Below are 26,150 nucleotides of genomic sequence, written 5' to 3'. Positions count from 1 at the left end.
TTTCACTCTTCACTTGTCACATCAAAAAATGGCTACTACTGAGCGTAAACCGCTACTGTTGGATTTTGAAAAGCCGCTCGCAGAACTGGCAACTAGAATTGAACAAATTCGGCAACTTGCAGAAGAAAATGGCGTCGATGTTTCTGGTCAAATTCGTCAGCTAGAAGCACGCGCTATGCAACTGCGTGAAGAAATTTTCAGTAGTCTGTCGCCGTCTCAGCGACTACAAGTCGCTCGTCATCCCCGCCGCCCCAGTACCCTTGATTATATTCAAGCAATCAGTGACGAATGGATGGAGTTGCACGGCGATCGCTGTGGTTCTGATGATCCCGCTTTAGTTGGTGGCGTGGCTCGTTTAGGCGGACAACCCGTGGTTATGTTAGGTAATCAAAAAGGGCGCGACACAAAAGACAATATTGCCCGTAACTTCGGTATGGCTTCCCCTGGTGGCTATCGTAAGGCAATGCGGTTGATGGAACACGCCAACAGGTTTGGCATGCCAATTTTAACTTTTATCGACACGCCAGGAGCTTTACCCACGGTCGTCGCCGAACAACAAGGTGCTGGAGAAGCCATTGCATACAATCTACGTGAAATGTTTTGCTTAGATGTGCCAATAGTCTGTGCCGTCATTGGTGAAGCTTTTTCTGGAGGTGCATTGGGTATCAGTGTTGGCGATCGCCTCTTGATGTTTGAACATGCCGTTTACACTGTCATTACTCCTGAAGCCTGCGCTGCTATTTTGTGGAAAGATGCTGCCAAAGCCCCTCAAGCTGCCGCTGTCTTGAAAATGACAGCACAGGATTTGAATAACTTCGGAATCATCGACCAAATATTACCTGAACCCATCGGCGGTGCTCATTCTGATCCTCTGGCAGCAGTCACCACTCTCAAACAAGCTCTCTTGGACAATCTTGAGGAACTCAACAACTTCACGAGTACTGAACGACGCCAAATGCGCTACGATAAATTCCGGAAAATAGGTGTTTTCACTGAAGTTTCTCACTCATGAAACTTCAGCAACTTGATTAGTATAGTGGCAGTGCTATAATTTCCTATGGAACTTAAAGATTTTTAACAATCTTTAAGTTCCATAGCCATTTCTATTTCTAGTCATCAGTCATTTGTTATTAGTTATGAGTCATCGAGTCATGAGTCATAAATGTTTTGACTATGAACTCGCGACTGTATGATATTTACTTATGACTAGTCAATCAACATTCAGGGTAGTACAAGGTTCCCTGGGTCAAATACACGGTCACCCTACGGAATATACAATATGAGCTACGATCTTCTTCGCAATGCATCATAGCAGTTGTCGAAGAAAGTTAATGAGATTTTTAGATTTATTTAATCTGTCAAGATCACGAGACTCATACCATATAACAGGGTAGCGACGCGGTTATCAAACCGCTAAAAAATTGGGAGATAGCATGAGTGTTGAGCAGAAACGACGTGCCCTAATTACTGGGGCAAGTAGTGGAATTGGGAAAGCAACGGCTTTAGCATTTGCGAAGGCTGGGATAGATGTTGCCCTGGTGAGTCGTTCAGTGGATAAGCTGAGGGCAGTGTGTGAAGCTGTATCACATACAGGGGTCGAAGCGAAAGCTTATGAAGTCGATTTAGCTTGCCTCACTCAAGTGCAAGAAAAAATACAAGCAATCACTCTTGACTTTGGAGACATAGATATTTTAGTCAACAATGCTGGGATGGGTTATACCGCCGCTTTGAGTGAAACTCCCTTAGCTGACTGGCAGCGAGTGATAGATTTAAATCTCACCAGCGTGTTTCAGTGCATTTTAGGAATTTTACCCAGAATGCGAGAGCGCGGCACAGGCACAATTATCAACATTACCTCAATAGCGGGAAAACAAGCATTTCCTGATTGGGGAGCTTACAGCGTCAGCAAAGCTGGTTTGATGGCTCTTTCTCAAACTTTTGCACAAGAAGAACGTGCTCACGGTATTCGTATTACTGCTATCTGTCCTGGTGCGGTTAATACAGAACTCTGGGACACAGAAACTGTTCATGCGAACTTTGACCGCTCAAAAATGCTAACTCCAGAAATTATTGCTCAGTCAATTCTCCATGCTGCCTTGCTACCACAACAAGCAGTTATTGATGAGTTGACTATCACGCCAAGAGCTGGCGCTTTATAAGTGCTGAATTTTGAGGATTGAAGTGCAAAGTTATTCTCACTTCAATACTCGGCATTTGGCGAAATGACTCTACTTAAACTACAGAAACTTTAACCAAGATTCGACATCATGACTATTGCTCGTTCCAACGGTAGTAACCGCTCTCAACAATTTCCTCTCATTTCAGACTTAACAGAAACCATCACCACAAGACCAGATCGCAACACTCACAACGGACGGGAAGCTGATTTGCACCCGCAAACAGAGGAGCAGATCGAGCAGATGACGGAAGCCGTACGAACTCTTCTAGTGGGGATTGGAGAAGATCCTGAACGCGAGGGATTGCTGAAAACACCCAAGCGAGTTGCAGAGGCAATGCGGTTTCTCACCAGTGGCTACAACCAATCCTTAGAAGAAATCGTCAACGGTGCCATCTTTGATGAAGGTCATAATGAGATGGTGTTAGTACGGGACATCAATGTTTTTAGCATGTGCGAACACCATATGTTGCCTTTTATGGGCAAAGCTCATGTTGCCTATATCCCTAATCAAAAAGTTGTGGGATTGAGTAAACTTGCCCGCATTGTTGAGATGTATTCCCGCCGTTTGCAAGTGCAAGAAAGACTCACTCGTCAAATTGCCGAAGCAGTTCAGACAATTCTAGAACCGCAGGGAGTTGCCGTTGTGATGGAAGCTACACATATGTGCATGGTTATGCGAGGTGTACAAAAACCTGGTTCCTGGACTGTGACTAGCGCAATGCTGGGCGTGTTTCAAGAAGAGCATAAAATTCGTGAAGAATTCTTCAACTTAATTCGTCACCAATCAGCGTTCTTTTAACAGCTATCAGTTATCAGTGATCAGTTATCAAGCAACAGATAAGTGGGAGTGTTGATCACAACTCACGACTTTGAACGCAGCCTCTCAAATAATTTAGCGACCTTGTCTAAATCCTTATCTCCAGGGGCACGTTCTACACCACTTGATAAGTCAATGCCACTGGGGGTAATCTGAGTCAAAGCTTCTAAAATATTATCTGGAGTCAGTCCCCCAGCCAAAAACCAAGGACAGCTAGGACTGAATTGCTGTAACATCTTCCAGTCTAGAGTTGTGCCTGTGCCACCTAGTTGCTGTGGATGGTAAGCATCAAGTAACAGCGTATCTGCGTTTGAAGTATAAGTTGCCGTTTTTTCAACATCCTCAAAACTACGGATTCTCAGAGCTTTAATAATCTCTACATTTGGTAGCAATTCACGCAACTGCTGGCAAAATTCCGGGGATTCATCTCCGTGCAGTTGAACGCCAGTTAAACCAGAATTAACCACAGTCTGAGTAATCTCAGAAGTGGTAGCATTGGCAAAAACTCCAATTGTGTCAATTTTTTCGGGCAGTTGTTCCACGACTGCCCGAATTTGCCCTGCGTTGATATAACGGGGTGAAGCAGGAACACAAATAAATCCCAATGCTGTTGCTCCAAAAGAGGCGATCGCCTGACCCTGTTGTGCTTGAGTAATACCGCAAATCTTTATCCGCATAAATATTTTTGATAAGAGTAGTAATAGTTACAACAAACCGAAGTTGTATAAACAATTTCAAGTTCTTTCCTTTAAAATTCTATAATTTTTATAGTTCACGCAATCAGCAGTCAGCATTTCGCTAAGCTTAATGCTAATGACTGACCAGTTGTCAATGTTTTTATTTAGGAGAAAAAAGCTTGATTTCATCAATCTTACTAGCAGCTGCCGCCACCACTGTTCCCGCAACACCTCAGTGGAATCCCACTATAGGAATCATCATCAGCGTCAGCTGCTTAGTAGCTCTTTTACTGACATCCTTTACTAAATCTCCCAAAGTCGGTCCTAAACTGCCTATACTTCCCGTAACTATTCCAGCATTCATTGGTGCTATGTGTTTTGGGCATATTGTCGGGATTGGCATCGTTCTGGGGCTGACAAATATCGGTGGACTCTAAATTTTGAGACGTGCCACAACAATATCTCTGTATCCCTCATCACATTCTTTCTCGCTCTATCTAGTTATGACTCTTGGGAGAGATTAACACCTCCCTAAGAAAGAGGATTCTGCTAATTCATTAGCAGACGATAAACATGACTGTAGAGACGCACCAATCTCGCGTCTCTACACAGATAAATGAATTTATTCATGCGAGGAGGAAGAATCGTGATTTCATCAGTGTTATTGGCAATTCAAGCTACCGTTCCCAATACTGGCGCTGAATTTAACTTCAACAGATTTCTAATTATCACTGTCAGCTGCATATTAGCTGTTTTGATTATTCCTCGGGTGATTCGCTACCCCCACGTTGGTCCTAAAATGCCACTACCTTTTCCTTCAATATTTAATAATCCTAGCGTTGGTGCATTTCTCGCCGCGATGAGTACTGGTCACCTTGTTGGTATTGGTGCGGTTTTGGGCTTGACCAATCTCGGTATTATCTAGGTTTTAGATTACATAAATACTACATTTTAAGCACAAGAGGCGGCAGGTCTTTTTCCCTTCAAGGCACATTTTGAAGGTAATGGTCCTACCGCTTCTGTTTTTAATTCTGAAATGACTGCGCTTCTAGTTTGAGTTTTGTTTGCTAGCAGGAATTGTCTATTCTAGAAATTGGAGCGTATTCAGCAGCCATTGCTGATTTTCCAAATCTCAGCAAGCGACAGTTAATACGGGAAAATTATATATGTGTAAAAAACAACATATGAAACAGACCTGTGGACAATTGAAAATATCTAGTTTTAGGAAAATGTAATGCAAACAAATTGGAAAATCGGGTCTTTATTCGGAATACCACTGTTTTTAGACCCTCTGTGGTTTGTCATTTTAGGGTTGGCAACCCTTAACTTTGGGGTAGCTTACCAAGCGTGGGGAACAGTTCTCGCTTGGAGTGCTGGAGTGGTAATGGCATTGCTACTCTTTGGTTCAGTATTATTGCACGAATTGGGTCACAGTTTAGTAGCGCGATCGCAAGGTATAAGAGTCAATTCGATTACTTTATTTCTCTTTGGTGGCATTGCTTCTATTGAAGAAGAGTCTAAAACCCCAGGAAAAGCTTTTCAAGTGGCAATTGCCGGACCAGCAGTGAGTGTTTTCTTATTTGCCATCCTCAGAGTGCTAGTAAATATTTTGCCTGATAACAGTCCTGCCAGCGTCATGGTTGGAGATTTAGCGAGAATCAACTTAGTTTTGGCGCTGTTCAACCTGATTCCTGGTTTACCCTTAGATGGTGGACAAGTTTTAAAAGCAGCACTTTGGAAAGCAACAGGTAACCGTTTTCAAGCGGTACGGTTAGCAGCAAAAGCGGGGCAAATTTTAGGTTACGGGGCGATCGCCCTAGGGATGTTAGTAGATTATTTAACAGGGGAACTAGTCACTGGTTTGTGGATAGCCTTGTTAGGTTGGTTTGGTATCCGCAATGCCAACAGCTATGACCGCATCACAATATTACAAGAAACCTTGCTCAATCTGGTTGCCGCCAATGCTATGACTCGTGACTTTCGGGTAGTTGATGCTAATCAGACTTTGCGTTCTTTTGCCGACTCTTACCTGTTGGACGCCAGTACGGTTGAAGTTTATTTTGCTGAGTCTGATGGACGTTACCGAGGCATAGTTTCCATAGACGATTTACGCCTTGTGGAAAGAAGTCAGTGGGAAACCTTACCTGTTCAAAGTATTGTACATCCTCTGACAGAAATTCCTACTGTTGCCGAGTCAACTTCCATAGTAGAGGTGATTAACAAACTGGAAAATGAACAATTGCCCCGCATTACCGTGCTTTCTCCTGCGGGTGCTGTTGCTGGTGTAATTGATCGAGGAGATATTGTGCGGGAGTTAGCACAAAAGTTAAATTTGCGAATCACTGAAGCTGAGATTAAGCGTATCAAAGAGGAAAAAAGTTATCCGCCTGGTTTGCAATTGGGAGTCATTGCAAAATCGGTTCAATCGTAAACAGTTATTAGCATACTTGAGGTGTACTATTCAACAAAGTCATGCACCTCAAGTATGCTATTTAAAAGCCTACAACGCTAACTAGCGCTTAGGTAAGCTTCTAATGCTTCAGAACCACCAATAAGTTTGCCATTCACAAACACTTGGGGAACAGTGGATGCACCTGTGACAGCTTGTAACGTTCTAGGTGTAACATCTTTACCCAAAACAATTTCTTCATAATCAATGCCACGTTCAGATAGCATAGATTTAGCACGAGCGCAATAGGGACAACCAACTCTTGTAAACAGAGAAACCAATTGAGGTTTAACTGCTTGAGGGTTGATATATCGCAGCATTGTCTCTGCATCAGACACTTTAAAGGGGTCGCCTGGTTCCTCAGGCTCAACAAACATCTTTTCAATCACCCCATCTTTCACTAACATAGAATAGCGCCAAGAGCGTTTGCCAAACCCTAAGTCAGATTTATCTACAAGCATTCCCATACCTTCTGTGAATTCACCATTCCCATCAGGTATAAAAGTGATGTTTTGTGCTTGTTGCTCTTTCGCCCATTCATTCATGACAAAAGCATCATTGACGGAGACACAGACGATATCATCCACGCCATTTTCTTTGAAAACTCTTGCCAAATGGTTGTACCCAGGAACATGAGTTGATGAGCAAGTCGGAGTAAACGCTCCCGGTAGGGAAAAGACGACTACAGTTTTACCTGCGAATAGGTCATTAGTGTTCATATCTACCCACTTATGATCCAGACGCGCACGAAAGGTAACATTGGGAACTTTTTGTCCTTCTCGATTAGGCAACATATGCTTAGCTCCTGAATAAATCTCCTGATAAATCATACTCATGATGAGTACGACTTTGCAAGTGTTAGTTGACTAAGTATAGGATGACACAAGTTCGTCAGATTATGTATGTTATTTTGTTGGCGTTTGTGCAGTATGACAAACAACGCCACGAATTTATGAAACGCAGTACTACTCCTAAATCGCCCGAAGAATACCGAATTTAACGTTAGCCTAGCGGGCAAGGGAGGGCATACCGCGTTCCTTAGGCGTGTCCCCTTGGGATTTACAAGCTTCGCGCAGTCTTCGGGTAGAAAGAAAAAACGAAGGTTAGGTAATCTTATAGCGGTTCGGGAGTAAGTTAGTCTCAAAAATTAGCTTTTCGATGAGGCTTACATCAATTTTGGATGAAAAATAAGAATTAGAGGCTTTGTAGACAGAAGTGAAACCGCAAAATATCCGTAATCTTCTAAGGACGAGTTGAAGTTTAAGGGGAGTGCAAAAACAACTCCTTGATCTAATATTTTTAACTAGCTAATGGTATAAGTAAATGGGTTATATTGCTTACGTTTCAACAAAAGATGGTGACTCCCTCGCAGTTCGCAAGCTTCCAAACGGGGAAAAAATAGATTCTTTAATCAATGGTACTGAAGTGAACGTAAACAGCGAACCTGTCTATGCAGGAAACAGGAATTGGGTACAAATTGGAACGAATCGTTGGGTAGCGAATGAGTTTCTGACAATCATCAAAGGAGCGAGAGTAGTTGCTAATCGCTCATCAAAAACCATCGGTGGTGGTTTGAGAGTATACGAGACTCGACTTATTGATAGCAGAAATCAGGTTGTGAATACAGTGCGAGGTATTTCTGGTCGAGTTAACAAACAAACTCCATCTGATATTGCTGGTTCTCAAACGCCTTTACCTTTTGGAATTTACACTTTCAACTATCCAGGAATAGTAGAATTTAAAGGAGGAGAATTTGGTGGTGTTTGGTCTCCAGTGACACCTACTTTCAACACAGGACGCTCAGAAATAGGTATTCACTACGATCCGTCAGCTTTGCTGCAAAATGCTAACAGTGGTACAGCAGGTTGTTTTGCCACACCAACTGTTGAGGAAAAAGACACTATGACAAAGTTTATTCGCGCTTACAAACCAACTCATTTTATTGTTTACGAAGGGTAATAGTGGAAGCAAATAGGGTCAAGAATCAATGAGCAATGAACAGTTATCAGTTATCAATTTGATAATTGATAACTGATAACTGATAATTAAATTTCGGGCAGTCATCTCGGAAATTGATAATTGACAAAAGGATGCTTCCTTACTTATTATCCTCATTGATGAAATGTTGCGAGTAACCAACGACTGATCGCTCCATCATCTTCTGTTTGAGAGCGCTTGAGAGCTTCTTCAACTAGTGCAATTTCTAATCCCGGTAAGACTTGAGATTCACGAATCAGGTGACTTTGTGTTTCAGATAAAGAAGAAGCAATGACTTTGCTAGCATTAACATCAACGACCCAATATTCTTGAACTCCTAAACGTTGGTAAAGTTTTTGTTTGCGTTCTGTATCATCTTATAAAGATGAAGCTGCAATTTCAACAACTAAAGTAGGTGTATCTGACTCATTGAGATTGACAGAGGAATTATTTCGGGGAGGAAGCCTCAAATTTTCTCCAATATAAAAAGCAATATCAGGTTGAGCACCGCGAACTTTAGCTTTTTTAAAAGTTGTATTTGTGAGCTCTTTAATTGAAATATTTTTGATTGCTGCATACAATACAATCACAGTTGAAACAATTGAATTATCATAACCATGTGCAGAACCTAGTGCAGCCATCTCAATTCTCATGTAGCCTTGGTCGTAATAAAATCTACCACTTTCTAAGCTGGGATCATCTGCAAAAGTCAGAAATTCTTCCCAAGTCGCGTCAACCCAGATATCAGTTGGAACAGTATCTATGATGGGGAGGGGATTAACCATAGCGTGAACCTCCAGTGTTTCTAGTATTTAGCCTAGCTTACTTCCAGTAGCGCTTCACCTCGTTGATAAAGTTCGCGAGCGTAATCAGTCCACATTCCTTGTCCCCAATATCGGAAACAACTTGTTTGCAATAATAAGTTGTACAGTAATGCTTTTTGATAGTCGGAACTCTGTGTGACTGAAGAATCTTGTTGAACTAATGAGTCATATTTTTCGTGAAACAAAGCGCTGAGTTTCTTCATCGGATCTAAGACATTTTCGTAACCTTTGATCCAACTTAAAGAATTTGTCCAAGAAGCACCATCCATATGAAATTGATGGTCTGTTTCTTTTAATTCTGAAATTGCTTTTTCCACGGCTTCGGGTGTTGCATTTTCTGGTTCTACTCGCTGCCAAATTTTGTGTTGCTGTACAGCTTGACAAATTGGATATTCATCTGGATTTACTCCTGCAGCTTCGATTAATTCCAAATATTCAGTACCATTGAGTGCAACAATTCCTGAGTGATTGTTTCCTGAATCACGAATTTCATGATATACTCTAAACAAATCGCGGGGATATTCGTTCATCATGACGCCACCGTTTTCCCCATCCGCAATTTGAGTGACTAAAGAGGGAACTGTAACATTACCAATTTGCTGCTGACTTCTTCCTTTGGCTTCAAAATAAGGCTGCATCTGAGCCACTAATTTTGTATCAGAACCTTGAGTTTTTATTAATGCTGTAATGCTGACAGTTTCACCTTTAGAATTTCGGGCAACTAATTTATTTGGAATATATTTATCATCATGACGTAAGCCCGAACCATCCAGACGTTCTACTGAATGTTCCTGCACCATGAGCCAACGATATCCACATTCTTTGAGAGCTTTGATATATTCAAACAAAGTATCTGGATGGTTAGGTAAGTGCATTTCTGGGGGAGAAAAACCCTTGACTCGCTCTAAGGCAGTATAGCCAAAAATGGCTGCAAAATAATGTTGCCAAGCTTGAATGTGGAGTTTAATGTCAGGAATTGGTGTGGAAGGAATCACTGCATGACTCCACATTGTTCCTAACCACTCGACGTAAGGCTGATATTGGGAGTCACAAGTCATACGTTTGAGATTATTGATAATATCTTCTCGTCCCATCTGTTGCAACCCCCACAACAAATTACCTGAATAATCGAGCATAATCCGAGGATTGCAACCTTCAGATATGAGTTGGGGAATAAAATCTCCCATGCGGCTATAGCACCAGGCAAAAGGTTCTGCGTTGTGGTTATCTCCTTGATGAGGATGTTCAAACATATACTGAAGATTGCTGATAAGTTCCCCGTTAGCACCTGCAGGAATACTGGGTTGATGCATATGAAGAGCACAAGCAAATCCAGCAGTGATATTTTCTAAGTGGAGATTTGTAGTTTTTAAAAATACGGGTTTATTTTGTTGAACCACAGAACGAATTTCTGCTTCCCAACCGCAAATATTGGGTAATCCTGTTTTGAATTCTTCCAAAATAGGCAGATTAGTAAAGGATTGTGTTGTCGTCATAGTTACTATTCCAATTTTTCAATAACTTTTAAAAAAAGAAACCAGTCAGCAAAAGAGGTAAGAGCAAAAGGAGAGAAAAAATTAAGACAAGAGTTCCCGGATCAATCTTAATCTGTGGATCGCGCATTTTACACCTTCTTTAAGAATCAGGCACTGCAAACGATTGTAAGATGCTGAGTTATTCACATCTTTTTGCACCTACTCTCACTAGTGTACTTGATTTCTACTGATTTACTTTTTTGTCATAGAAATCAGGACAGGAAAATTTTAGACTCGAGAGAAACTATTCAAGAAGGCGACTAGAAGAAGTCAAAATCATTCTCTGAAGTCAATCGTCAGATTTAATTCTGTTGTTAAGCGAAAACGACTTGCTCATCCATCAACACTTTATATGATGAAGATAGAAACCCTTTAGTGAAAAAGCAATTATAATTAAATTCATTCAACCAAAATCATTGAGATTGAGAGTTGTCAGGAGAAAGATTGTGACTCAAGATTATTCAGCAAAATGGTGGGCAGCGTTTATCTGTATTATATGTATCGAAGCAGTGTTGCTCATTTTATTATTTTCAAGACAACCAACTCCACTCCTTTTTGTAGCAATCATTGCTATTGCATTTCTTCTGTTTTTTATTCCTCAGCTTGATGAGGTTATTGCATTGACTTTTGATAGAGGAAAGCTAGACAGTAAAATCAACTCAATCGGGAAAAAAATCTCTACGACTAAAACAAGAACAGACAAGCTAATTTTGTTATCTATACCTAAATCAATGTTTGAAACTCTGAAAAAACTGGCTGCGGGAAGCTTTGGTTCTTATGAAATGAGTGATGCTCTGGAAAGAGAACTTTATCACCTGAAAGATATAGGATATGTAGAGGTTGGTAGAATTCGTGACATTCCTTATAAAGATAATAACCTTTCAGATTATGTCATAGTCACAGATGATGGTAAGCAATTTATCGAGTTACGTAGAAGTGTAGAAGAGGAAAGCAAAAGTTGATTAAACTTGATAAAATTATGCCAGGACAATCTACATTATTCTGACTTCATCCTGACTTCTTTTGAAAAGAACACCTCAAATCAGAAAAATTGCTTAACCATAGTACGAAATTCTGGCAAGATGGGACTCGTTAATTCATCCTCTGCATAGAGTGTTACTGCTAACTTTAAAATGGCGTTATCGCGTCTATATACTTCCAATTTGCGTAGCTGATGATCGACAATCCAATATTCTAAAACTCCGTAAGTTGAATACAATTTCAGCTTAGATTCTCGATCACGGCGCTCGTTCTTTTCGCCTGGAGACAGCACCTCAATCACTAGTTCCGGAGCAGCAATAAGATGTCCAGTATCATCAAGCATAGTTGCTAATCGCTCATAGCTAGCCCAAACCACATCAGGAATGACGCTATCAGCTTCGGAGAATACTAAACCAGGGTTAATTGCTCGCCTAAGCCATTTTCATTTGACCAAATGGTCAGTGCCGTGCCAATTCTAATAGTAACATTTTGGTGCTTCCAGTGAGGTGCTCTGGTCACAAATAGCTCTCCGTCAATAATCTCATAATGTCTACCGTCATCAGGTAGGAGTTCTAGATCAGCAACTGTCCAACGAACTATTTCAGTGGAAGTCATAGGTGGATGAATGCGTAACAATAGCATACAAGGTGAGGAGTGTGAGTTTACCTTGCATATCCTCAATTGTAGTTAACTATATGAAGCACACGCGTGATTCCTCCACAACAATATAGAATGCGTTACCCTATAATCTGTAGTGCTACATGTCACAAATGTACAAAAGTAAAATTACTTACTTTTTATTTGCATTAACCTTAATTCTCGTCCTTAGCTGGACGACTATCTCAAAACTACCAAACGCCCTAACTTGTCAGCAATCAAATGTTGTTCAAGCAACAGGAAGTGAAAGACACTATACACATCCTGACAAAGTTATCGTTGAGCCTTGGCGAGGTGAGCATCATGTTTACGCGATTTTTATGATCCCCGGTGGATATCTTAATGATAAGTTTTTCACAGTCACAATAAAAGGTGCTGGGACTTTTTGTGGAGTATTTAATTTTGCTGGTACGACTGTTGCTGATGGCGTTTATGCTAAACCAGGACATTACTTAATGAAGGCATTATTTAAGACTCGGATTGCTGTTGGACTTATTGCACAAGGTAAGAAAGATGAGTTGAAGGATCCACGTAATTGGAGAGTGGGTTATACAAAGATTGAAGAAAAAAGATGATGAACCCACTCTCTTAGTTTTTACAAACTCATGACTGTGCGATAGTGAGCTTCAAGTTGAGCCACAGTTTCAGACTTGCGCTTTGTATCCCAGTGACTGTGTTGAAAGAGTTGTTGACGCAAATCATCTACATCAATGGTAGTTACTTTACCATTAGCGACTATCTGCCTGCCATTTACCCACACACTCTCAACAGCATTGGTGGGACGACCGAGAGTTAATAAACCAATGGGGTCTGTACGTGGTAAGAGTGATAAACTGGTGAGGTCATACAGCACGAAATCAGCTTTTTTGCCGACGGTGAGGGAACCAAGTTGATCAACCATGTTGAGTCCTTTTGCACCTCCACTAGATGCCATTTCCACTGCTTGACGAGGTGTTATCCAGTGCTGATAATCTAAATCTGTGACGTTGTGCAGTATGGAACCTATTTTGATGGCTTCTAGTAAGTCTTGGGAATCATTGCTAGATGCACCATCGCAACCAAAAGTCACGTTGACTCCAGCTTGACGATATTTCAAAATCGGCGCGATACCACTGCCTAGACGCAAGTTACTTAAGGGATTGTGTACAACTGTAGATTGGGTTTCGGCAAGAATGGTAATATCAGTGTCCCTTAAGTGAATACAATGGGCAAGGGACGTGCGATCGCCTAAATAACCAATCCTTTTCAAATGTTCAACCGCAGTACAACCGTACTTTTGTTGCGCGAGTTTCTCTTGCGCCTTGGTTTCCAGTAAATGAGAGTGACGACAAAGATTGTACTTATTGCTTAACTCAATACATCCTTGGAACAAAGCATCAGAACATAATTGTATTCCTGTAGGCGCAACTAAAAGACTTACACCTTCATCTGGGCGATGAAACTGTCTGACAGCTTCTTCTATCAATTCTAGTGTCGCCTGAGTTGAGCGAAAAAAAGGTTCGTGATTTTGCTCAGTTTCTCCGGATGGGATACCAGCACTGAGGGATTCATCTTGAATCAGAGGCGAGACAAAGGCGCGGATACCAACTTCCTTATAAGCCCGAACAGCGGTTGCAATTGTTTCCAACTCTTTTCCAGGAATGAGGATGAGATGATCTACGACACTTGTACCACCAGAAAGTAGAGTTTCTACTGCTGTTCCCAAAGCACTAAGGTAAACTTTTTCTGTATCAAGAGGGGCAAAGTCGTAAAGTTGTGCTAACCATAATTCTAGAGGTAACGGTGGTATTATACCTCGTTGCCATATTTCAGAGGAGTGGGTGTGAGCGTTGAAAAATCCTGGTAGGAGGAGTTTATTTTCACCGTTAATCGCTGTACCGATAACCTCTAGACTCGGTGCAATAGAGGCGATCGCCCCATCTACAACTTGCACATCCACAGTTGCATAATCATCAACAGTCGCAATCAAAACATTTTGGATAGTAAAATTCACGATTTTAACCTTGATTAAGTAATGACACCTTTAGGAGATTTTCAAGCTAAAAAAGGAATGGTGTTGGGTTTTGGAATATGAATATACCTCTTCGGAATTTAGGAATTGCACCAAATGCATGGGCTGTAAACGATAAGTTTGCAGATATCACTCGTCCTCCCCAGATCCCACAACCGGTTATCTTATCAACAGAAACTAAAACTCTGCGCTTTGACTTGGCAAAAACTGCCATTCTCGTCATTGACATGCAAAACGACTTCTGCCACTCTGATGGCTGGTTAGCGCATATCGGTGTAGATATCACAAAAGCACGGCAACCCATTCAACCTTTACAAATCTTATTACCTCAACTTCGGGACAAGAGTGTACCCGTAATCTGGGTGAATTGGGGAAACCGTCCCGACTTACTTAATATTAGTGCCAATGTGCTTCACGTCTACAACCCCACAGGCGAAGGCGTGGGATTAGGTGATCCGTTACCTAGTAATGGTGCTAAGGTACTCATGTCAGGTAGTTGGGCGGCGGCGGTAGTCGATGAACTAGAACAATTACCCCAAGATATTCGTGTGGACAAATACCGTATGAGTGGTTTTTGGGATACTCCTTTAGATAGTATCTTGCGGAACTTGGGCACAACGACACTCTTGTTTGCAGGAGTTAATGCAGATCAATGTGTAATGGCTAGCTTACAAGATGCCAACTTCTTAGGATACGACTGCATCTTAGTCAAAGATTGTACTGCTACAACTTCTCCTGAGTATTGTTGGTTAGCAACACTTTACAACGTTAAGCAGTGCTTTGGCTTTGTGAGTGATTCGCAAGCAATCTTAAGCGCACTTCAACAAAGCGTTGAGCGTTGAATAGTGATTGGGCTTTTTCTATTTGACCATATAACCATACAGATATGAACACCACTTCAAAACTTAGGACTTTTTACAACCCAGATAACCATCAAGGAAATAAATTATGTACATGACTGGTTGTGTGATTCCTTGCGCCACAACTTTTGTTGAGTATTGTTGGTTAGCGACACTTTACAACCTCAACCAGTGCTTTAGCTTTGTTACTGATTTACAAACAACTGTAACAGCACTTTAACAAAGTGTTGAGTTATAAGTGCTAAGTCTTGAATAGACTTCTTACAAAAGTATGATGAATGGGTGTTTAGAATCACCGACAGATGTATATCGATTAACCTTACCCTCCGTGAACCGAAGCGCATAGCATGTCCTCTAGACATAGCCCGCTGGCGATGCGAAGGGGAAGCATAGACGCCCGGAGGGTAGGGACAGATAATTTCTCTGCATGCATCTATAATTCATCTGTTGTTTAATTTTCATAAATTTGACTGTTGAAAGAGTTGAATAGTTATTTTGTTAGTTAGTATTGAACTACACAAGATAGACGAAATTAATGACATATTAAAACTCAAAACTCAAGTTGTCATATACCCTTTGATAAATATAAAGGAGATGAATCATGTCCGTCGCTAGTTGTGTTATTCCTGTTGTCAAATCTCCCAAAGATTACCAAGCATATCGCATCACTCCCCATGACTCAAATCGCTTAGCAATCATCTTCGACACAGCAAGTGCGAATACTTCTTTGACTTGTTGCGTAGAAATTTTTGATGTTGGTGGCAAAACACCGCCTAATCGTCATCAATGGGCGGTGGAAATGTTTTTTGTCCTCAAAGGAGAAGGAATCGCTAGTTGTGATGGCAAAAGAGTCCGAATTAGAGCAGGAGATAGTTTGTTAGTTCCTCCCACTGGCACTCATTTGATTGAAAATATAGGTTATGGTCGCTTATATACGCTGACTATTATGGTTCCTAATGAAGATTTTGCGGAATTAATTCGTAGTGGTACGCCAGTGGAGTTAGATGAAGAAGATATGGCAGTGTTGGGGAGAGTAGATAGCTTAATGCCATATTAAAACATAGATTCAACCACAAATATACACAGATTTCTTCTTTGTGTGATCTACATAGCAATCCTAAATAATTCGTGAGCAAACTTGATTCCCGACTTCGTAAAATTTGTCAGGAATCAACGAACAATGAACAATGAACAGTTATCAATTATCGATTTGATAATTGATAACTGATAATTGACAATTGCTCGCTCGGGAATCTGTGGCTTTCAATTCTCACAAATCAAATAGGATTGCTATAGTTTGATTTATTGCTTGACTAAGAACCAGAGGCTCAATTTCTCGTTCCCAGGCTAAGCCTGGGAACGAACGCTGGGAAGTTTTACCTTCTCAGTCACACCCCTACCTGTGAAAACAATAGTTCCTTGGTTATCGGTACCAATAGATTTGTAAAAGACAAATTCTTTGTTGACACTGGCTTGTAATTCTTGGGAATTTTGGGAATTACTGACTAATTCTCGAAATATTTTCAGGCTTTTTTCTACTCTTTTCTTGGTAATTTCGGGAGGAGTATAGTTCTCATAAGCTGTTTTGGCTTCTGAAGTTTTTAGATAATTTAAACTATTGTCAATGGCTTGAATTAAATTTTGTTTATCTCCAGGGTTGCCCCAGATTTGATTATCGAGAAAATAATTTTTATCTGGTGGTAATGATGTTTGTAGAGATAGAGGTTTCGCTGTAGGGATTGCTGGGGTTTCTGTGGCTTTTGGTGTTTGATTGTTTGGAATGATTGGTTGTGGCTGGTTACAAGCTAATAAGGGTAAACAGTAAAGAGAAATTGTCAGAATCAATCTTGCTAATTTATTTTTCTGCTGAAATTGCATAGTTTGATAATTTTTAGGAAATTAACATTCTATACTTCTCCCAGCTACATCAATCTAAGTGTGTAGATTTATTACATATATTTTGATTCTTACGTAATTAAATTAGTGCTTTCTTTACTTTACAAGGTGTCCCATTGTTAGGGTCGAGGGGAACATTACTGTTCCACCCCTCCCATCCGAAACCGTGCATGAAAGTTGTCCCTTCACACGGCTACTCAATGTGATTCCCTATTGTCATTACGGGACTTCTGACTACCATCAGTAGTAGTTTTGACATCGTGGCAATGACGGTGCAGTAATTGAAGATTGTTCCATTCCTTTTTACCTCCACAACTTAGGGGTTTGATGTGGTCAATCTCCAACAAATCACCTTCAAGAAAATTTAAGCCACATCCCAGACACTTACCTTTTTGTTGCTTAAGTAGGTTCCTTTTAGTAGTAGGTAAATCGGGATGATTGCTTAACCTTAAACTCCAGTAGATAGTGTCACCATCATAAGGACTTTTATCACCTCTAACCTTGACATAGTCGTTAACACGCTTTGTGAAATTCGATATGTGATAGTAACTTTAATCCATTACTATCCGGTCTAGTGGTGAATACCCAATGGTTGTCGCCTATGGTATGCCAATATTTTTGATGACCCTGATTAATGCTTCCAGTTTGTCTTTTAGCCCATCTTCTCAATCGAAGATAGGTTATTCTATCTAACCGGGCAAAATCCCCAGCAGTTCCGGCGTCTGAGACTCTATAATATGCAGCCCATCCCCTAATAATAGGGTTAAGGTCTTTAATTAGTTCCGCTTGGGAACGAGACTTGCATTTTGTGATGATGCTTTTCATATCTTTTTTGTGAGCATCAATCGCCTTTTTTGAAGGGGTAATGAGAGTAATGAAACCAAGACGGGTACCAGAACTATTTTTATTTTCTCGGTATTTACCCACTTTTTTATGCTGAATATGGTGTCCCAGAAAATCAAATCCTGCTTGACCATCTTCACTTAGATGTGGATGCAGCGTATGTGCTAAATATTAAGAAACTTCCAGAAAATAATATTTGTCATCGGTACTGCTAATTCATCAACCCAAATATGACAAATAACTGGTTTGAGTCCAATACGATACTTGTCTATTGCCCATATTTTGAGTAAATTTTGTCAACTATACACTAAAAGAAAAATACTTTTACCAAAATTTTTACAGCTTCATTAGAACTAAATATTAGTATAAAAGTTTTGAAAATACTGATGATTTATACGGAAACACGAAAGTCAGCAAAGTAGTGTTGAACAGGTATTAACAAATTTTGGTTTGAGTGCTTCTACCAACTTTGTATAAAAAGACAAAGCAATAAAAATACCTAGACACAGAGTATTAACTTAGTGTTGCCAATCGAAATTCTCATGGCTAGTACACTGTGGCCAAAATAAAGCACCCATACCCTGCCCGAAGCCGCTCCCTTGTCTACAAAATCAACGAAAAGCTTACATCATGAGCATTTTGTTAGCGCAGCGGGACGCAGCTGCGCCTGCGCCCTTCGGGTTCACAGTCGCCTGCGGAGGGAAACCCTCCCGCAGCGCTGCTTCACCGCGCAGCCTCCGGTCCATTTTGACTGACTTGGGAGCGGTACTAGTGGCTACTTTAGAAAGATTGACAAATACTTAGAACTCTCTACATCCTTTAGTTTCCTATTAATGAACGGTTAGTCATCAGTTTTAAAACGTTATATTGTTATATAAGCCATCAAATGAAGATTACAAGCATTCTTTTCGTTGATCCATCTGTCAACCAGTACGAAATTTTACTGAAAAGTGTTGTAGCAGATATCAAGACTATTGTTCTTGACCCCGAGCAAGATGGAGTCATACAAATTACCCAGGTACTATCTCAATACCGTGGAGTGGAAAATGTCCACATAGTTTCTCACGGCTCTTCGGGAACGCTTTACTTAGGTAATAGTGAACTCAGCCTCAACAGCCTAGAACTCTACACTAACCAACTCAAGCATTGGTTCTCTCCAGATTCTCACCCTCGGTTCTCTCAAGTTCCCTCCCTTCTCATCTACGGTTGCAATGTCGCTGCAGGTGATGCTGGGGTAGAATTCATCACCAAACTACACAAACTGACGAAAGCAAATGTTGCTGCCTCCGCCAACCTCACTGGTAATGCTATTTTGGGGGGTGATTGGAACCTAGAAGTCAACATTGGCAACATTTCTAATCAACCACTGGCATTCCCTTCTGAGGTTATGGCAGCGTATCCATCTGTGCTCAATAATGCTCCTATCCTTAATGATACTGACGTCATCCTGAGTGCCGTTAACGAAAATGCAGGTACACCCACAGGAGCAGTTGGTACCCCAGTTTTCTCCTTAGTGACTCTTGGTGGTAACGTTATTGACTCTGATCGCGACGCACTCACAGGTATTGCCATCACAAATGCTGACACTATCAACGGCAATTGGTTTTACACCATCAACAATGGCAGCAACTGGGCATCCTTAGGATCTGTATCCGATAGCAACGCGCGCCTCTTGGCGGCTGATGCAAGCACCCGCGTTTACTTCCAGCCCAATCTCAACTTCAGTAGTTCTAGTTCTATTATCGATGCTCTGACCTTCCGTGCCTGGGACCAAACCACTGGTACTAACGGTAGCACTGGGGATGCAAGCGCTAACGGTGGCGCAACTGCCTTTAGTGCTGAGACTGACACTGCTGCAATTACCGTCAATGCCGTTAATGATGCTCCTACTCTAAAAAACACCAACGTCAGTCTAACTGCGATTAACGAAGACGCAGATACACCCACAGGAGCAGTTGGTACCCTTATTTCCTCGTTAGTGCGTCTTGGTGATAACGTCATCGATCCAGACAGCAGTGAACTTACAGGTATTGCCATCACAAATGCAGACACTACCAACGGTAGCTTCTTCTACAGCACTGACGATGGCAACACCTGGGAAGCTTTAGAGTTGGTATCTAATACAAACGCTCGCTTATTGGCGGCTGATGAAGTGACTCGCATTTACTTCCAGCCCAAAGCCAACTTTAATGGCACCATCAACAATGCTCTGACTTTCCGTGCGTGGGACCAAAGTAGTGGTACCAACGCAGGCATTGCGAACACCACCATTAGTGGTGGTACAACTGCCTTTAGCAGTACAACTGGCACTGCCGCAATTACCATCAATTCTGTCAATGATGCTCCTACTCTGCGTGAAGGTAATATCACCCTAACTGCGATTAACGAAAATCTAGGTACACCCGTAGGAGCAGTTGGTACCCTTGTTTCCTCCTTAGTCCGTCTTGGTGATAACGTCACCGACCCCGACAGCAATGCACTCACAGGTATTGCGATCACAAATGTTGACAATATCAACGGCAATTGGTTCTACAGCACCAACAACGGCAGCAGCTGGATACCTGTAGGAATTTTATCTGATACCAATGCTCGCCTACTGGCGGCTAATGCAAGTACCCGGATTTACTTCCAGCCCAACGTCAACTTTAATGGCACCATTGATAATGCTCTGACTTTCCGTGCATGGGACCAAACCAGTGGTACCAACGGCAGCACCGCAGATACCACCCTCAACGGTGACACGACTGCCTTTAGTACTGGGATTAACACTAGCACAATTACTATCAACGCCGTCAATGATGCTCCTATCCTCAGTGATACCAACCTCTTCCTGAATATAGTTGAAGATCCAGGTCCACCCACAGGAGCAGTTGGTACCCTTGTTTCTTCGTTAGTTAGCCTTGGTGTTAACGTCACCGACCCAGACAACGATCCACTTACAAATAATGCACTTACAGGTATTGCCATCACAAACGCTAACACTACCAACGGCAGTTGGTTCTACAGTACCGACGATGGCAGTACCTGGACAGCTTTAGGAGCTGTATCTGACGCTAACGCCCGTGTGCTAGCGGCTGATACAACCACTCGTATTTACTTCCAGCCCAACGCTAACTTCAATGGCTCTATCAGCAATGCTCTGACCTTCCGTGCATGGGATCAAACCAGTGGTACTAACGGCAGCACTGCAAACACCACCCTCAACGGTGGCACTACTGCTTTTAGTATTGCGACTGACACTCTTGCAATTACCATTGATGCCGTCAATGATGCTCCTATCCTCCGTGATACCAACGTCACTTTAACTGCTATTGACAAAAATGCAGGTACACCCATAGGGGCAGTTGGTACGCTTGTTTCTTCGTTGGTAAGTTTGGGTACTAATGGTAACGTCACCGACCCAGACAGCAATCCCCTGACAGGTATTGCCATCACAAATGCTGAGATTACCAACGGCACTTTCTTCTACAGTACCGACAACGGTAGTAATTGGGCAGCTTTGGGTTCTGTATCCGACACTAACGCCCGTCTATTGGCAGCTGATGCAAACACCCGGATTTACTTCCAGCCCAACGCCAACTTTAATGGCATCATCAGCGATGCTTTGACCTTCCGTGCATGGGACCAAACCAGTGGTAGCAACGGCAGCACTACGGACACTACCGTCAACGGTGGCGCAACTGCTTTTAGTAGTGCGACTGACACTGCTGCAATTAGCGTTGGTATTGTCAACAATGCTCCTACTCTCCGTGATACTGACGTCACCTTAACTGCAATTAAAAAAGATGCAGGTACACCAGTAGGGGCAGTTGGTACCCTTGTTTCCTCCTTAGTCAGTCTTGGAGGTAACGTTATTGACTCAGATAAAGATGCACTCACAGGTATTGCCATCACAAATGCTGATACTACCAATGGCACCTTCTTCTACAGCACTGACAACGGCAATAACTGGACATCCTTGGGATCTGTATCCAATGCCAATGCTCGCCTCTTGGCAGCTAATCCCAACACCCGGATTTACTTCCAACCCAACGCCAACTTTAATGGCAACATCAACAATGTTTTGACTTTCCGTGCGTGGGACCAAAGCACTGGTACTAACGGTAGTCTTGCAGATACAACCGTTAATGGTGGCGCAACTGCCTTTAGCAGTGCAACTGACACTGCTGCAATTAGCATTGATACTGTTAACACTCCTGGTGGCAGCAAAGCTGCTCCTACCCTGAAACTAGCGTCTAACAATATCTTCCAGTTAGAAGGCATTTCTGATAGCGGCAAACCAAAACTTGAAGTCACTCTCACCGGAGCAAGTTCTAAGCAGGTGAATGAACTGGGAGTGTTTGTTGTTGATGATGAGCAAGGAAGAATTAATGGTATTGCTCCTGGTACAGAAAATTATGCTCAAGCTGCACTTTCAAGAGCTAGCACCATTTTCTCGGTCATTACTAAAGTTCCTAATGGGTTTAATACTGACTTAACACGTCTACTTGAATTTAATTCAGGAGCACGTTTGCAATTCTTTTTGGTCAACAATAATAGTATTGACGCTGTGCAAGCTGGTTCAACTTCTACCAAAGACCTCATCTTTTCCAACTCCTTAACGCAAAAAGTGACAGACTTGGGGAATGGTGAGTTTACATTGGCTTTGAATGATGCATCAAATAGCAATACTTCTGACTTCCAGAATCTGGTAGTGAAGATTAAGGCTACAAATCAATCATTACCTCTGGGCGCTAGTCTTCAGGGAAATTCTTTTGGAGAACTGATTGATTTGCGCAATGTGTCAACTCAGCAGATCAAAGCAGACTTTGTTTTAAACAGAGAAGCAAGAAATGACAATTTCGTCGGCTTCTATCAAGTGGCTGATGCAAATGGTGGTATTGATATCGATGGTAACGGGACAGTAGATTTGCGTCCTGGTGATGCAGGTTATACTCAAGCTGCAGTGCAGCGACGTGTTGCAGGAATTGACTTGACAGTGGGCAATCAAAGTACTGCCACATTCACAGCTAATCTTAGCCCTGGTTCTATCTTGGCACCATTCATGATTGCTAATAACAGACCGGAAGCAATTTTAGATGGAAATCCAAATAACGATCCCGCAGTGTATTTTTCCTTCTTAGGAGCTAACTCAGATAAAGTTGACCATATTCGCTTATTGGGGAATAACACCTTTGGCTTTGAGGATTTACCAAGTGGGGGTGATAAGGATTACAACGATATGACTGTCAGAGTGAATTTGAGTATTGCTTAAGTTATATCTTGCACCAGGGTCAACATTAATTATCAATTATCAATTAGCAATTATCAAATTGATAATTGATAATTAATTGGTCAAAAATCGCGTTTCTTGAGAATGACGACACTTTAACAGTTACCAGTTATCAGTTATCAGTTTGAAGAAGAATTCAGCAATTGGTGCAATTCTTGATTCAGAAGGAAGAAATAAAGAATTGAGTTTTTCGACTTCCGACTTCTGACCGGAGGCGGAGCGGCTCCGGCTCCGCTCCTGACTCCTTCACGGAGGCGGAGCGGCTCCGGCTCCGCTCCTGACTCCTTCACTGTTCACTGTTTACTGTGTACTGTTTTAAAACCTTAATTTTCCGTACTCAAATCACAACAGGAGAGGAGCATCCCAATGCATGCAAAAAAAATGTGTTTGCCCGTAGCGGGCAAGGGAGGGCATACGTAACGCAGTGTAGACGCGTCGAAGTAGTCAGTTTTTGAATGATAAGTTTGAACGCATTCTTTAATATCTGTTGATAGAGTGGGAGGAGTTGTTGTGCTGTTTTGGCGATCGCCAAAACAGCAACTAACACAAACTGACACAAAAAAGCGAATTTTAATTCCTGCATCATAATTCATGCTCAAAGTCCTTCCTAAACAAACTGTATCCATGCTCACACGTGATGGTGTGCGCTTGGATGCAGACATCTACCGCCCTGATACTGATGGAGAGTTTCCTGTGTTATTAATGCGACAACCCTATGGTAGGGCGATCGCCTCCACTGTTGTCTACGCTCATCCTACCTGGTACGCTTCCCACGGCTACATTGTAGTCATTCAAGATGTCCGGGGACGCGGTACATCACAAGGAAACTTCCAACTCTTTACTCATGAAATTGAAGATGGAGAAGATACAGTTAACTGGGCAGCAAATTTACGTGGTAGTACGGGTGAGGTGGGGATGTATGGCTTTTCCTACCAAGGAATGACTCAACTTTACGCTGCTGCTGCCAAACCAAGCGCCCTAAAAACAATTTGCCCTGCTATGATTGGCTATGATTTGTACACAGATTGGGCTTATGAAGGAGGCGCATTCTGTTTACAAAGCAATCTCGCTTGGGCAATTCAATTAGCGACAGAAACTGCCCGGATAAAAAAAGATGAAAAAGCTTACCAAGCGCTGTTTGAAGCTTCGCGTCATTTACCTTTATACGGCTCAAATCTCACTTCTGGAGAAGTTTTAAAAAACTTTGCTCCAGATTCTTTTTATCACGAGTGGTTGGCACATTCTCAACCTGATGAATATTGGGAAAAACTTTCCCCAAAAACATATCTCAAAGATGTTGACTTACCCATGTTCCACATAGGAGGATGGTTTGATACGTACTTGCGCGGCACTCTAAATCTATATAAAGATATTGCTGCTAGAAGTGCATATCGACAAGAACTGTTAATTGGACCTTGGGCACATTTGCCTTGGAGTCGTAAAGTGGGTGCGGTTGATTTTGGTCCAGATGCAGGAAGTCCTATAGATAGAATGCAGCTATGCTGGTTTGACCAGTTTCTCAAAGGCATTGAAACAGGATTACTGAACGAGTTGCCTGTTTGGCTATTTGAAATCGGAAGTAATATATGGCACGGTTATCCTAGCTTATTAAGCTCAAACCAGCAATCGTACTTTTTGTCAACCACCGGACTTGCCAGCATCAGGGAAGGGGAAGGTATTCTCGCCACAACTTGTCCCGAAACTTGTACCGACGATGTAATCGTTCATGACCCTTGGCGACCTGTCCCATCATTAGGTGGTCATGCTGCAATTGGGGCTGGTTGTTTTGAAAGAACACATATCGATTGCCGTTCAGATGTCTTAACTTACACAACTGAGACTTTAGAGACAGATTTGTATTTGGCGGGTGATGTTGTAGTTGAAGTCTTCTGTTTATCTGATAAGGAGAGTTATGATTTGTGTGCAGTGCTGTCAGAGGTTTACCCTGACGGAAGAGTGTACAATTTGACTCAAGGTTATTTGCGTTGCCAAAATGGGAAGCATCGCGTCAAAAGAACAATTCACCTACAGGCGACTTGTGCGAAAATTTCTAGAAAGAATGCGTTACGTTTGAGTTTGAGTGCTTCTTGTTTCCCAGCGTATGCAATGAATCCTGGGAATAATTCAGCCTCAGGTATAGATGCTGAAATTATCACCTTGATGGTGAGTTGCGGTGGTGAAAGTTCATCACAAATCATATTGCCTGTAGTGACAACACAAATATAGCGCCACATCGCACTCCATTCCTGCAATCAACTAACATAAAAGAGTCCGCAATGGCTACGCACCAGGTGAAAAGCTATGTCAGAAACTATCCTAGCTGCACCCTACCTCACACTACCGCCAACCCAGGCAGAACTTCCCTGTGATGATGGAATCCCAATGGAAACTCAACGCCACAAATACCAGATGGACTTGCTGATTGAAACCCTTGAGTTCTGGCTAGCACAGCGCGAGGATGGATATGTAAGCGGTAATATGTTTGTCTACTACAGTCTGGCGCAGGTGCGGAACAAAGATTTTAAAGGACCAGATTTTTTTGTCGTGTTGGGTGTTCCAAAAGGAGAACGCCGTAGTTGGGTTGTTTGGGAAGAAGGGAAAGCCCCGGATGTAGTCATTGAGTTGCTTTCTGAGAGTACCGCCGCAGCAGACAAGAATGAGAAAAAGCTGATTTATCAAAATCAAATGCGCGTGCCAGAATATTTCTGGTTTGATCCATTTCATCCTGACGATTGGGCGGGTTTCTCTATCCAACAAGGAGTTTACCAGCCCTTGGTTCCGAATCAACAAAATCAGTTGGTGAGTCAGTCATTAGGGTTAGGATTACAGAAATGGCAAGGTAAGTATAGAGGAGTGGATACCGTTTGGTTACGCTGGGCGACATTAGATGGCGAATTACTACCCACAGGTATGGAAATTGCACAACAGGAACATCAACTTGCTGAACAAGAACGTCAACGGGCTGAACAAGAACGCCAACGCGCCGAACAAGAACGTCAACTTGCTGAACAAGAACGTCAACGGGCTGAACAAGTGCAGTCGCAGTTGCAGCAAACAGTACGAAATTTACTTCAGACGGGGATGACGGTGGAACAGGTTGCTAAGTTAACGGGTTTAGATATTTCTCAAGTACAGGAATTAGCCGGTTAATATCATGTCCGGATGAACACTT

Annotated in this window: 20 protein-coding genes and 3 pseudogenes; 15 read left to right on the top strand and 8 right to left on the bottom strand. The window is 42.0% G+C overall.

Going from position 1 to position 26,150, the window contains the following annotated elements; all coding sequences use genetic code 11:
• Positions 1-28 precede the first annotated feature (28 nt).
• The 3 genes from DP117_RS15365 (at position 29) to folE (ending at position 2,978) form a co-directional block, all read left to right on the top strand.
• Positions 29-1,012 carry an acetyl-CoA carboxylase carboxyltransferase subunit alpha gene (locus DP117_RS15365; RefSeq protein WP_169219166.1) on the top strand — a complete coding sequence of 328 codons (984 nt, stop codon included), beginning with the start codon at positions 29-31 and terminating at the stop codon, positions 1,010-1,012.
• 421 nt (positions 1,013-1,433) lie between these two features.
• Positions 1,434-2,159, top strand: a complete 726-nt coding sequence (locus DP117_RS15360) for an SDR family oxidoreductase (protein ID WP_169219165.1) — start codon at positions 1,434-1,436, stop codon at positions 2,157-2,159.
• Positions 2,160-2,267: 108 nt separating this feature from the next.
• Complete coding sequence (gene folE, locus DP117_RS15355) at positions 2,268-2,978, top strand: GTP cyclohydrolase I FolE (protein ID WP_169219164.1); 711 nt, start codon at positions 2,268-2,270, stop codon at positions 2,976-2,978.
• 62 nt (positions 2,979-3,040) lie between these two features.
• Here folE and DP117_RS15350 read toward each other — a convergent pair whose 3' ends face one another.
• Positions 3,041-3,673 (bottom strand): phosphoribosylanthranilate isomerase, encoded by a 633-nt coding sequence (locus tag DP117_RS15350; protein WP_169219163.1) that lies wholly within the window; start codon positions 3,671-3,673, stop codon positions 3,041-3,043.
• Positions 3,674-3,852: 179 nt separating this feature from the next.
• On the opposite strand from DP117_RS15350, the gene psaK (DP117_RS15345) reads away from it, so the two are divergent.
• The 3 genes from psaK (DP117_RS15345) to DP117_RS15335 all read left to right on the top strand — a co-directional run bounded on the left by psaK (DP117_RS15345) (position 3,853) and on the right by DP117_RS15335 (position 6,104).
• Positions 3,853-4,110: a photosystem I reaction center subunit PsaK gene (psaK, locus tag DP117_RS15345; protein ID WP_169219162.1), complete on the top strand. Its 258-nt coding sequence runs from the start codon at positions 3,853-3,855 to the stop codon at positions 4,108-4,110.
• Between the two features lie 209 nt (positions 4,111-4,319).
• Positions 4,320-4,598 carry a photosystem I reaction center subunit PsaK gene (psaK, locus tag DP117_RS15340; protein WP_339381256.1) on the top strand — a complete coding sequence of 93 codons (279 nt, stop codon included), beginning with the start codon at positions 4,320-4,322 and terminating at the stop codon, positions 4,596-4,598.
• A gap of 309 nt (positions 4,599-4,907) precedes the next feature.
• The gene (locus DP117_RS15335) at positions 4,908-6,104 is read left to right on the top strand and encodes a site-2 protease family protein (protein ID WP_169219161.1); all 1,197 of its coding nucleotides are present in this window, start codon (positions 4,908-4,910) and stop codon (positions 6,102-6,104) included.
• A gap of 77 nt (positions 6,105-6,181) precedes the next feature.
• On the opposite strand, the gene DP117_RS15330 is transcribed toward DP117_RS15335, so the two are convergent.
• A complete protein-coding gene (locus DP117_RS15330) occupies positions 6,182-6,916 on the bottom strand; it encodes a glutathione peroxidase (protein ID WP_169219160.1) in 735 nt (244 codons plus the stop codon).
• A 529-nt stretch (positions 6,917-7,445) separates the two neighbouring features.
• On the opposite strand from DP117_RS15330, the gene DP117_RS15325 reads away from it, so the two are divergent.
• A complete protein-coding gene (locus DP117_RS15325) occupies positions 7,446-8,081 on the top strand; it encodes an SH3 domain-containing protein (protein ID WP_169219159.1) in 636 nt (211 codons plus the stop codon).
• A 152-nt stretch (positions 8,082-8,233) separates the two neighbouring features.
• On the opposite strand, the pseudogene DP117_RS15320 reads toward DP117_RS15325, so the two are convergent.
• Together DP117_RS15320 and DP117_RS15315 are read right to left on the bottom strand one after the other, a co-directional pair.
• Positions 8,234-8,884, bottom strand: a pseudogene (locus tag DP117_RS15320) (Uma2 family endonuclease).
• 32 nt (positions 8,885-8,916) lie between these two features.
• A complete protein-coding gene (locus tag DP117_RS15315) occupies positions 8,917-10,419 on the bottom strand; it encodes a glycosyl hydrolase family 57 (RefSeq protein ID WP_169219158.1) in 1,503 nt (500 codons plus the stop codon).
• Between the two features lie 485 nt (positions 10,420-10,904).
• Between DP117_RS15315 and DP117_RS15310 the strand changes: the two genes are divergently transcribed.
• Positions 10,905-11,420: a hypothetical protein gene (locus DP117_RS15310; protein WP_169219157.1), complete on the top strand. Its 516-nt coding sequence runs from the start codon at positions 10,905-10,907 to the stop codon at positions 11,418-11,420.
• Positions 11,421-11,500: 80 nt separating this feature from the next.
• Here DP117_RS15310 and DP117_RS15305 read toward each other — a convergent pair.
• A pseudogene (locus tag DP117_RS15305) lies at positions 11,501-12,054 on the bottom strand (Uma2 family endonuclease).
• Positions 12,055-12,209: 155 nt separating this feature from the next.
• Between DP117_RS15305 and DP117_RS15300 the strand changes: the two are divergent.
• Positions 12,210-12,671: a hypothetical protein gene (locus DP117_RS15300; RefSeq protein ID WP_169219194.1), complete on the top strand. Its 462-nt coding sequence runs from the start codon at positions 12,210-12,212 to the stop codon at positions 12,669-12,671.
• 20 nt (positions 12,672-12,691) lie between these two features.
• Here DP117_RS15300 and DP117_RS15295 read toward each other — a convergent pair whose 3' ends face one another.
• Positions 12,692-14,089 (bottom strand): amidohydrolase, encoded by a 1,398-nt coding sequence (locus DP117_RS15295; RefSeq protein ID WP_169219156.1) that lies wholly within the window; start codon positions 14,087-14,089, stop codon positions 12,692-12,694.
• Between the two features lie 77 nt (positions 14,090-14,166).
• On the opposite strand from DP117_RS15295, the gene DP117_RS15290 reads away from it, so the two are divergent.
• The 3 genes and pseudogenes from DP117_RS15290 to DP117_RS15285 all read left to right on the top strand — a co-directional run bounded on the left by DP117_RS15290 (position 14,167) and on the right by DP117_RS15285 (position 16,024).
• A complete protein-coding gene (locus tag DP117_RS15290; protein ID WP_169219155.1) occupies positions 14,167-14,949 on the top strand; it encodes a cysteine hydrolase in 783 nt (260 codons plus the stop codon).
• Between the two features lie 136 nt (positions 14,950-15,085).
• Positions 15,086-15,187: pseudogene (locus tag DP117_RS36235) on the top strand (isochorismatase); the annotation flags it as partial.
• A 381-nt stretch (positions 15,188-15,568) separates the two neighbouring features.
• Positions 15,569-16,024, top strand: a complete 456-nt coding sequence (locus DP117_RS15285; RefSeq protein WP_169219154.1) for a cupin domain-containing protein — start codon at positions 15,569-15,571, stop codon at positions 16,022-16,024.
• Positions 16,025-16,314: 290 nt separating this feature from the next.
• Here DP117_RS15285 and DP117_RS15280 read toward each other — a convergent pair whose 3' ends face one another.
• Positions 16,315-16,845: a hypothetical protein gene (locus tag DP117_RS15280; protein WP_211176125.1), complete on the bottom strand. Its 531-nt coding sequence runs from the start codon at positions 16,843-16,845 to the stop codon at positions 16,315-16,317.
• A gap of 531 nt (positions 16,846-17,376) precedes the next feature.
• Positions 17,377-17,790: a group II intron maturase-specific domain-containing protein gene (locus tag DP117_RS15270; protein WP_169219152.1), complete on the bottom strand. Its 414-nt coding sequence runs from the start codon at positions 17,788-17,790 to the stop codon at positions 17,377-17,379.
• An 802-nt stretch (positions 17,791-18,592) separates the two neighbouring features.
• On the opposite strand from DP117_RS15270, the gene DP117_RS15265 reads away from it, so the two are divergent.
• The 3 genes from DP117_RS15265 (at position 18,593) to DP117_RS15255 (ending at position 26,128) form a co-directional block, all read left to right on the top strand.
• Positions 18,593-22,960, top strand: a complete 4,368-nt coding sequence (locus DP117_RS15265) for a DUF4347 domain-containing protein (protein WP_169219151.1) — start codon at positions 18,593-18,595, stop codon at positions 22,958-22,960.
• Between the two features lie 642 nt (positions 22,961-23,602).
• Positions 23,603-25,204, top strand: coding sequence for a CocE/NonD family hydrolase (locus tag DP117_RS15260; protein ID WP_169219150.1), 1,602 nt, complete (start codon positions 23,603-23,605; stop codon positions 25,202-25,204).
• A gap of 75 nt (positions 25,205-25,279) precedes the next feature.
• Complete coding sequence (locus tag DP117_RS15255; protein ID WP_169219149.1) at positions 25,280-26,128, top strand: Uma2 family endonuclease; 849 nt, start codon at positions 25,280-25,282, stop codon at positions 26,126-26,128.
• Positions 26,129-26,150: the final 22 nt, after the last annotated feature.

Origin of the sequence: Brasilonema sp. UFV-L1 (genome assembly GCF_012912105.1) — a bacterium.
Classification (GTDB): Bacteria; Cyanobacteriota; Cyanobacteriia; order Cyanobacteriales; family Nostocaceae; genus Brasilonema.
The sequence above is the reverse complement of the archived record's forward strand: the minus strand, read 5'-3'. Positions and strand labels throughout refer to the sequence as shown.

Excerpts from the sequence above, each read along its gene's own strand:
- DP117_RS15365 (WP_169219166.1), top strand. The coding sequence starts at position 29 with ATGGCTACTACTGAGCGTAAACCGCTACTGTTGGATTTTGAAAAGCCG.
- DP117_RS15360 (WP_169219165.1), top strand. The coding sequence starts at position 1,434 with ATGAGTGTTGAGCAGAAACGACGTGCCCTAATTACTGGGGCAAGTAGT.
- folE (WP_169219164.1), top strand. The coding sequence starts at position 2,268 with ATGACTATTGCTCGTTCCAACGGTAGTAACCGCTCTCAACAATTTCCT.
- DP117_RS15350 (WP_169219163.1), bottom strand. The coding sequence starts at position 3,673 with ATGCGGATAAAGATTTGCGGTATTACTCAAGCACAACAGGGTCAGGCG.
- DP117_RS15335 (WP_169219161.1), top strand. The coding sequence starts at position 4,908 with ATGCAAACAAATTGGAAAATCGGGTCTTTATTCGGAATACCACTGTTT.
- DP117_RS15330 (WP_169219160.1), bottom strand. The coding sequence starts at position 6,916 with ATGTTGCCTAATCGAGAAGGACAAAAAGTTCCCAATGTTACCTTTCGT.
- DP117_RS15325 (WP_169219159.1), top strand. The coding sequence starts at position 7,446 with ATGGGTTATATTGCTTACGTTTCAACAAAAGATGGTGACTCCCTCGCA.
- DP117_RS15315 (WP_169219158.1), bottom strand. The coding sequence starts at position 10,419 with ATGACGACAACACAATCCTTTACTAATCTGCCTATTTTGGAAGAATTC.
- DP117_RS15300 (WP_169219194.1), top strand. The coding sequence starts at position 12,210 with ATGTACAAAAGTAAAATTACTTACTTTTTATTTGCATTAACCTTAATT.
- DP117_RS15290 (WP_169219155.1), top strand. The coding sequence starts at position 14,167 with ATGAATATACCTCTTCGGAATTTAGGAATTGCACCAAATGCATGGGCT.
- DP117_RS15285 (WP_169219154.1), top strand. The coding sequence starts at position 15,569 with ATGTCCGTCGCTAGTTGTGTTATTCCTGTTGTCAAATCTCCCAAAGAT.
- DP117_RS15280 (WP_211176125.1), bottom strand. The coding sequence starts at position 16,845 with ATGCAATTTCAGCAGAAAAATAAATTAGCAAGATTGATTCTGACAATT.
- DP117_RS15265 (WP_169219151.1), top strand. The coding sequence starts at position 18,593 with ATGAAGATTACAAGCATTCTTTTCGTTGATCCATCTGTCAACCAGTAC.
- DP117_RS15260 (WP_169219150.1), top strand. The coding sequence starts at position 23,603 with ATGCTCACACGTGATGGTGTGCGCTTGGATGCAGACATCTACCGCCCT.
- DP117_RS15255 (WP_169219149.1), top strand. The coding sequence starts at position 25,280 with ATGTCAGAAACTATCCTAGCTGCACCCTACCTCACACTACCGCCAACC.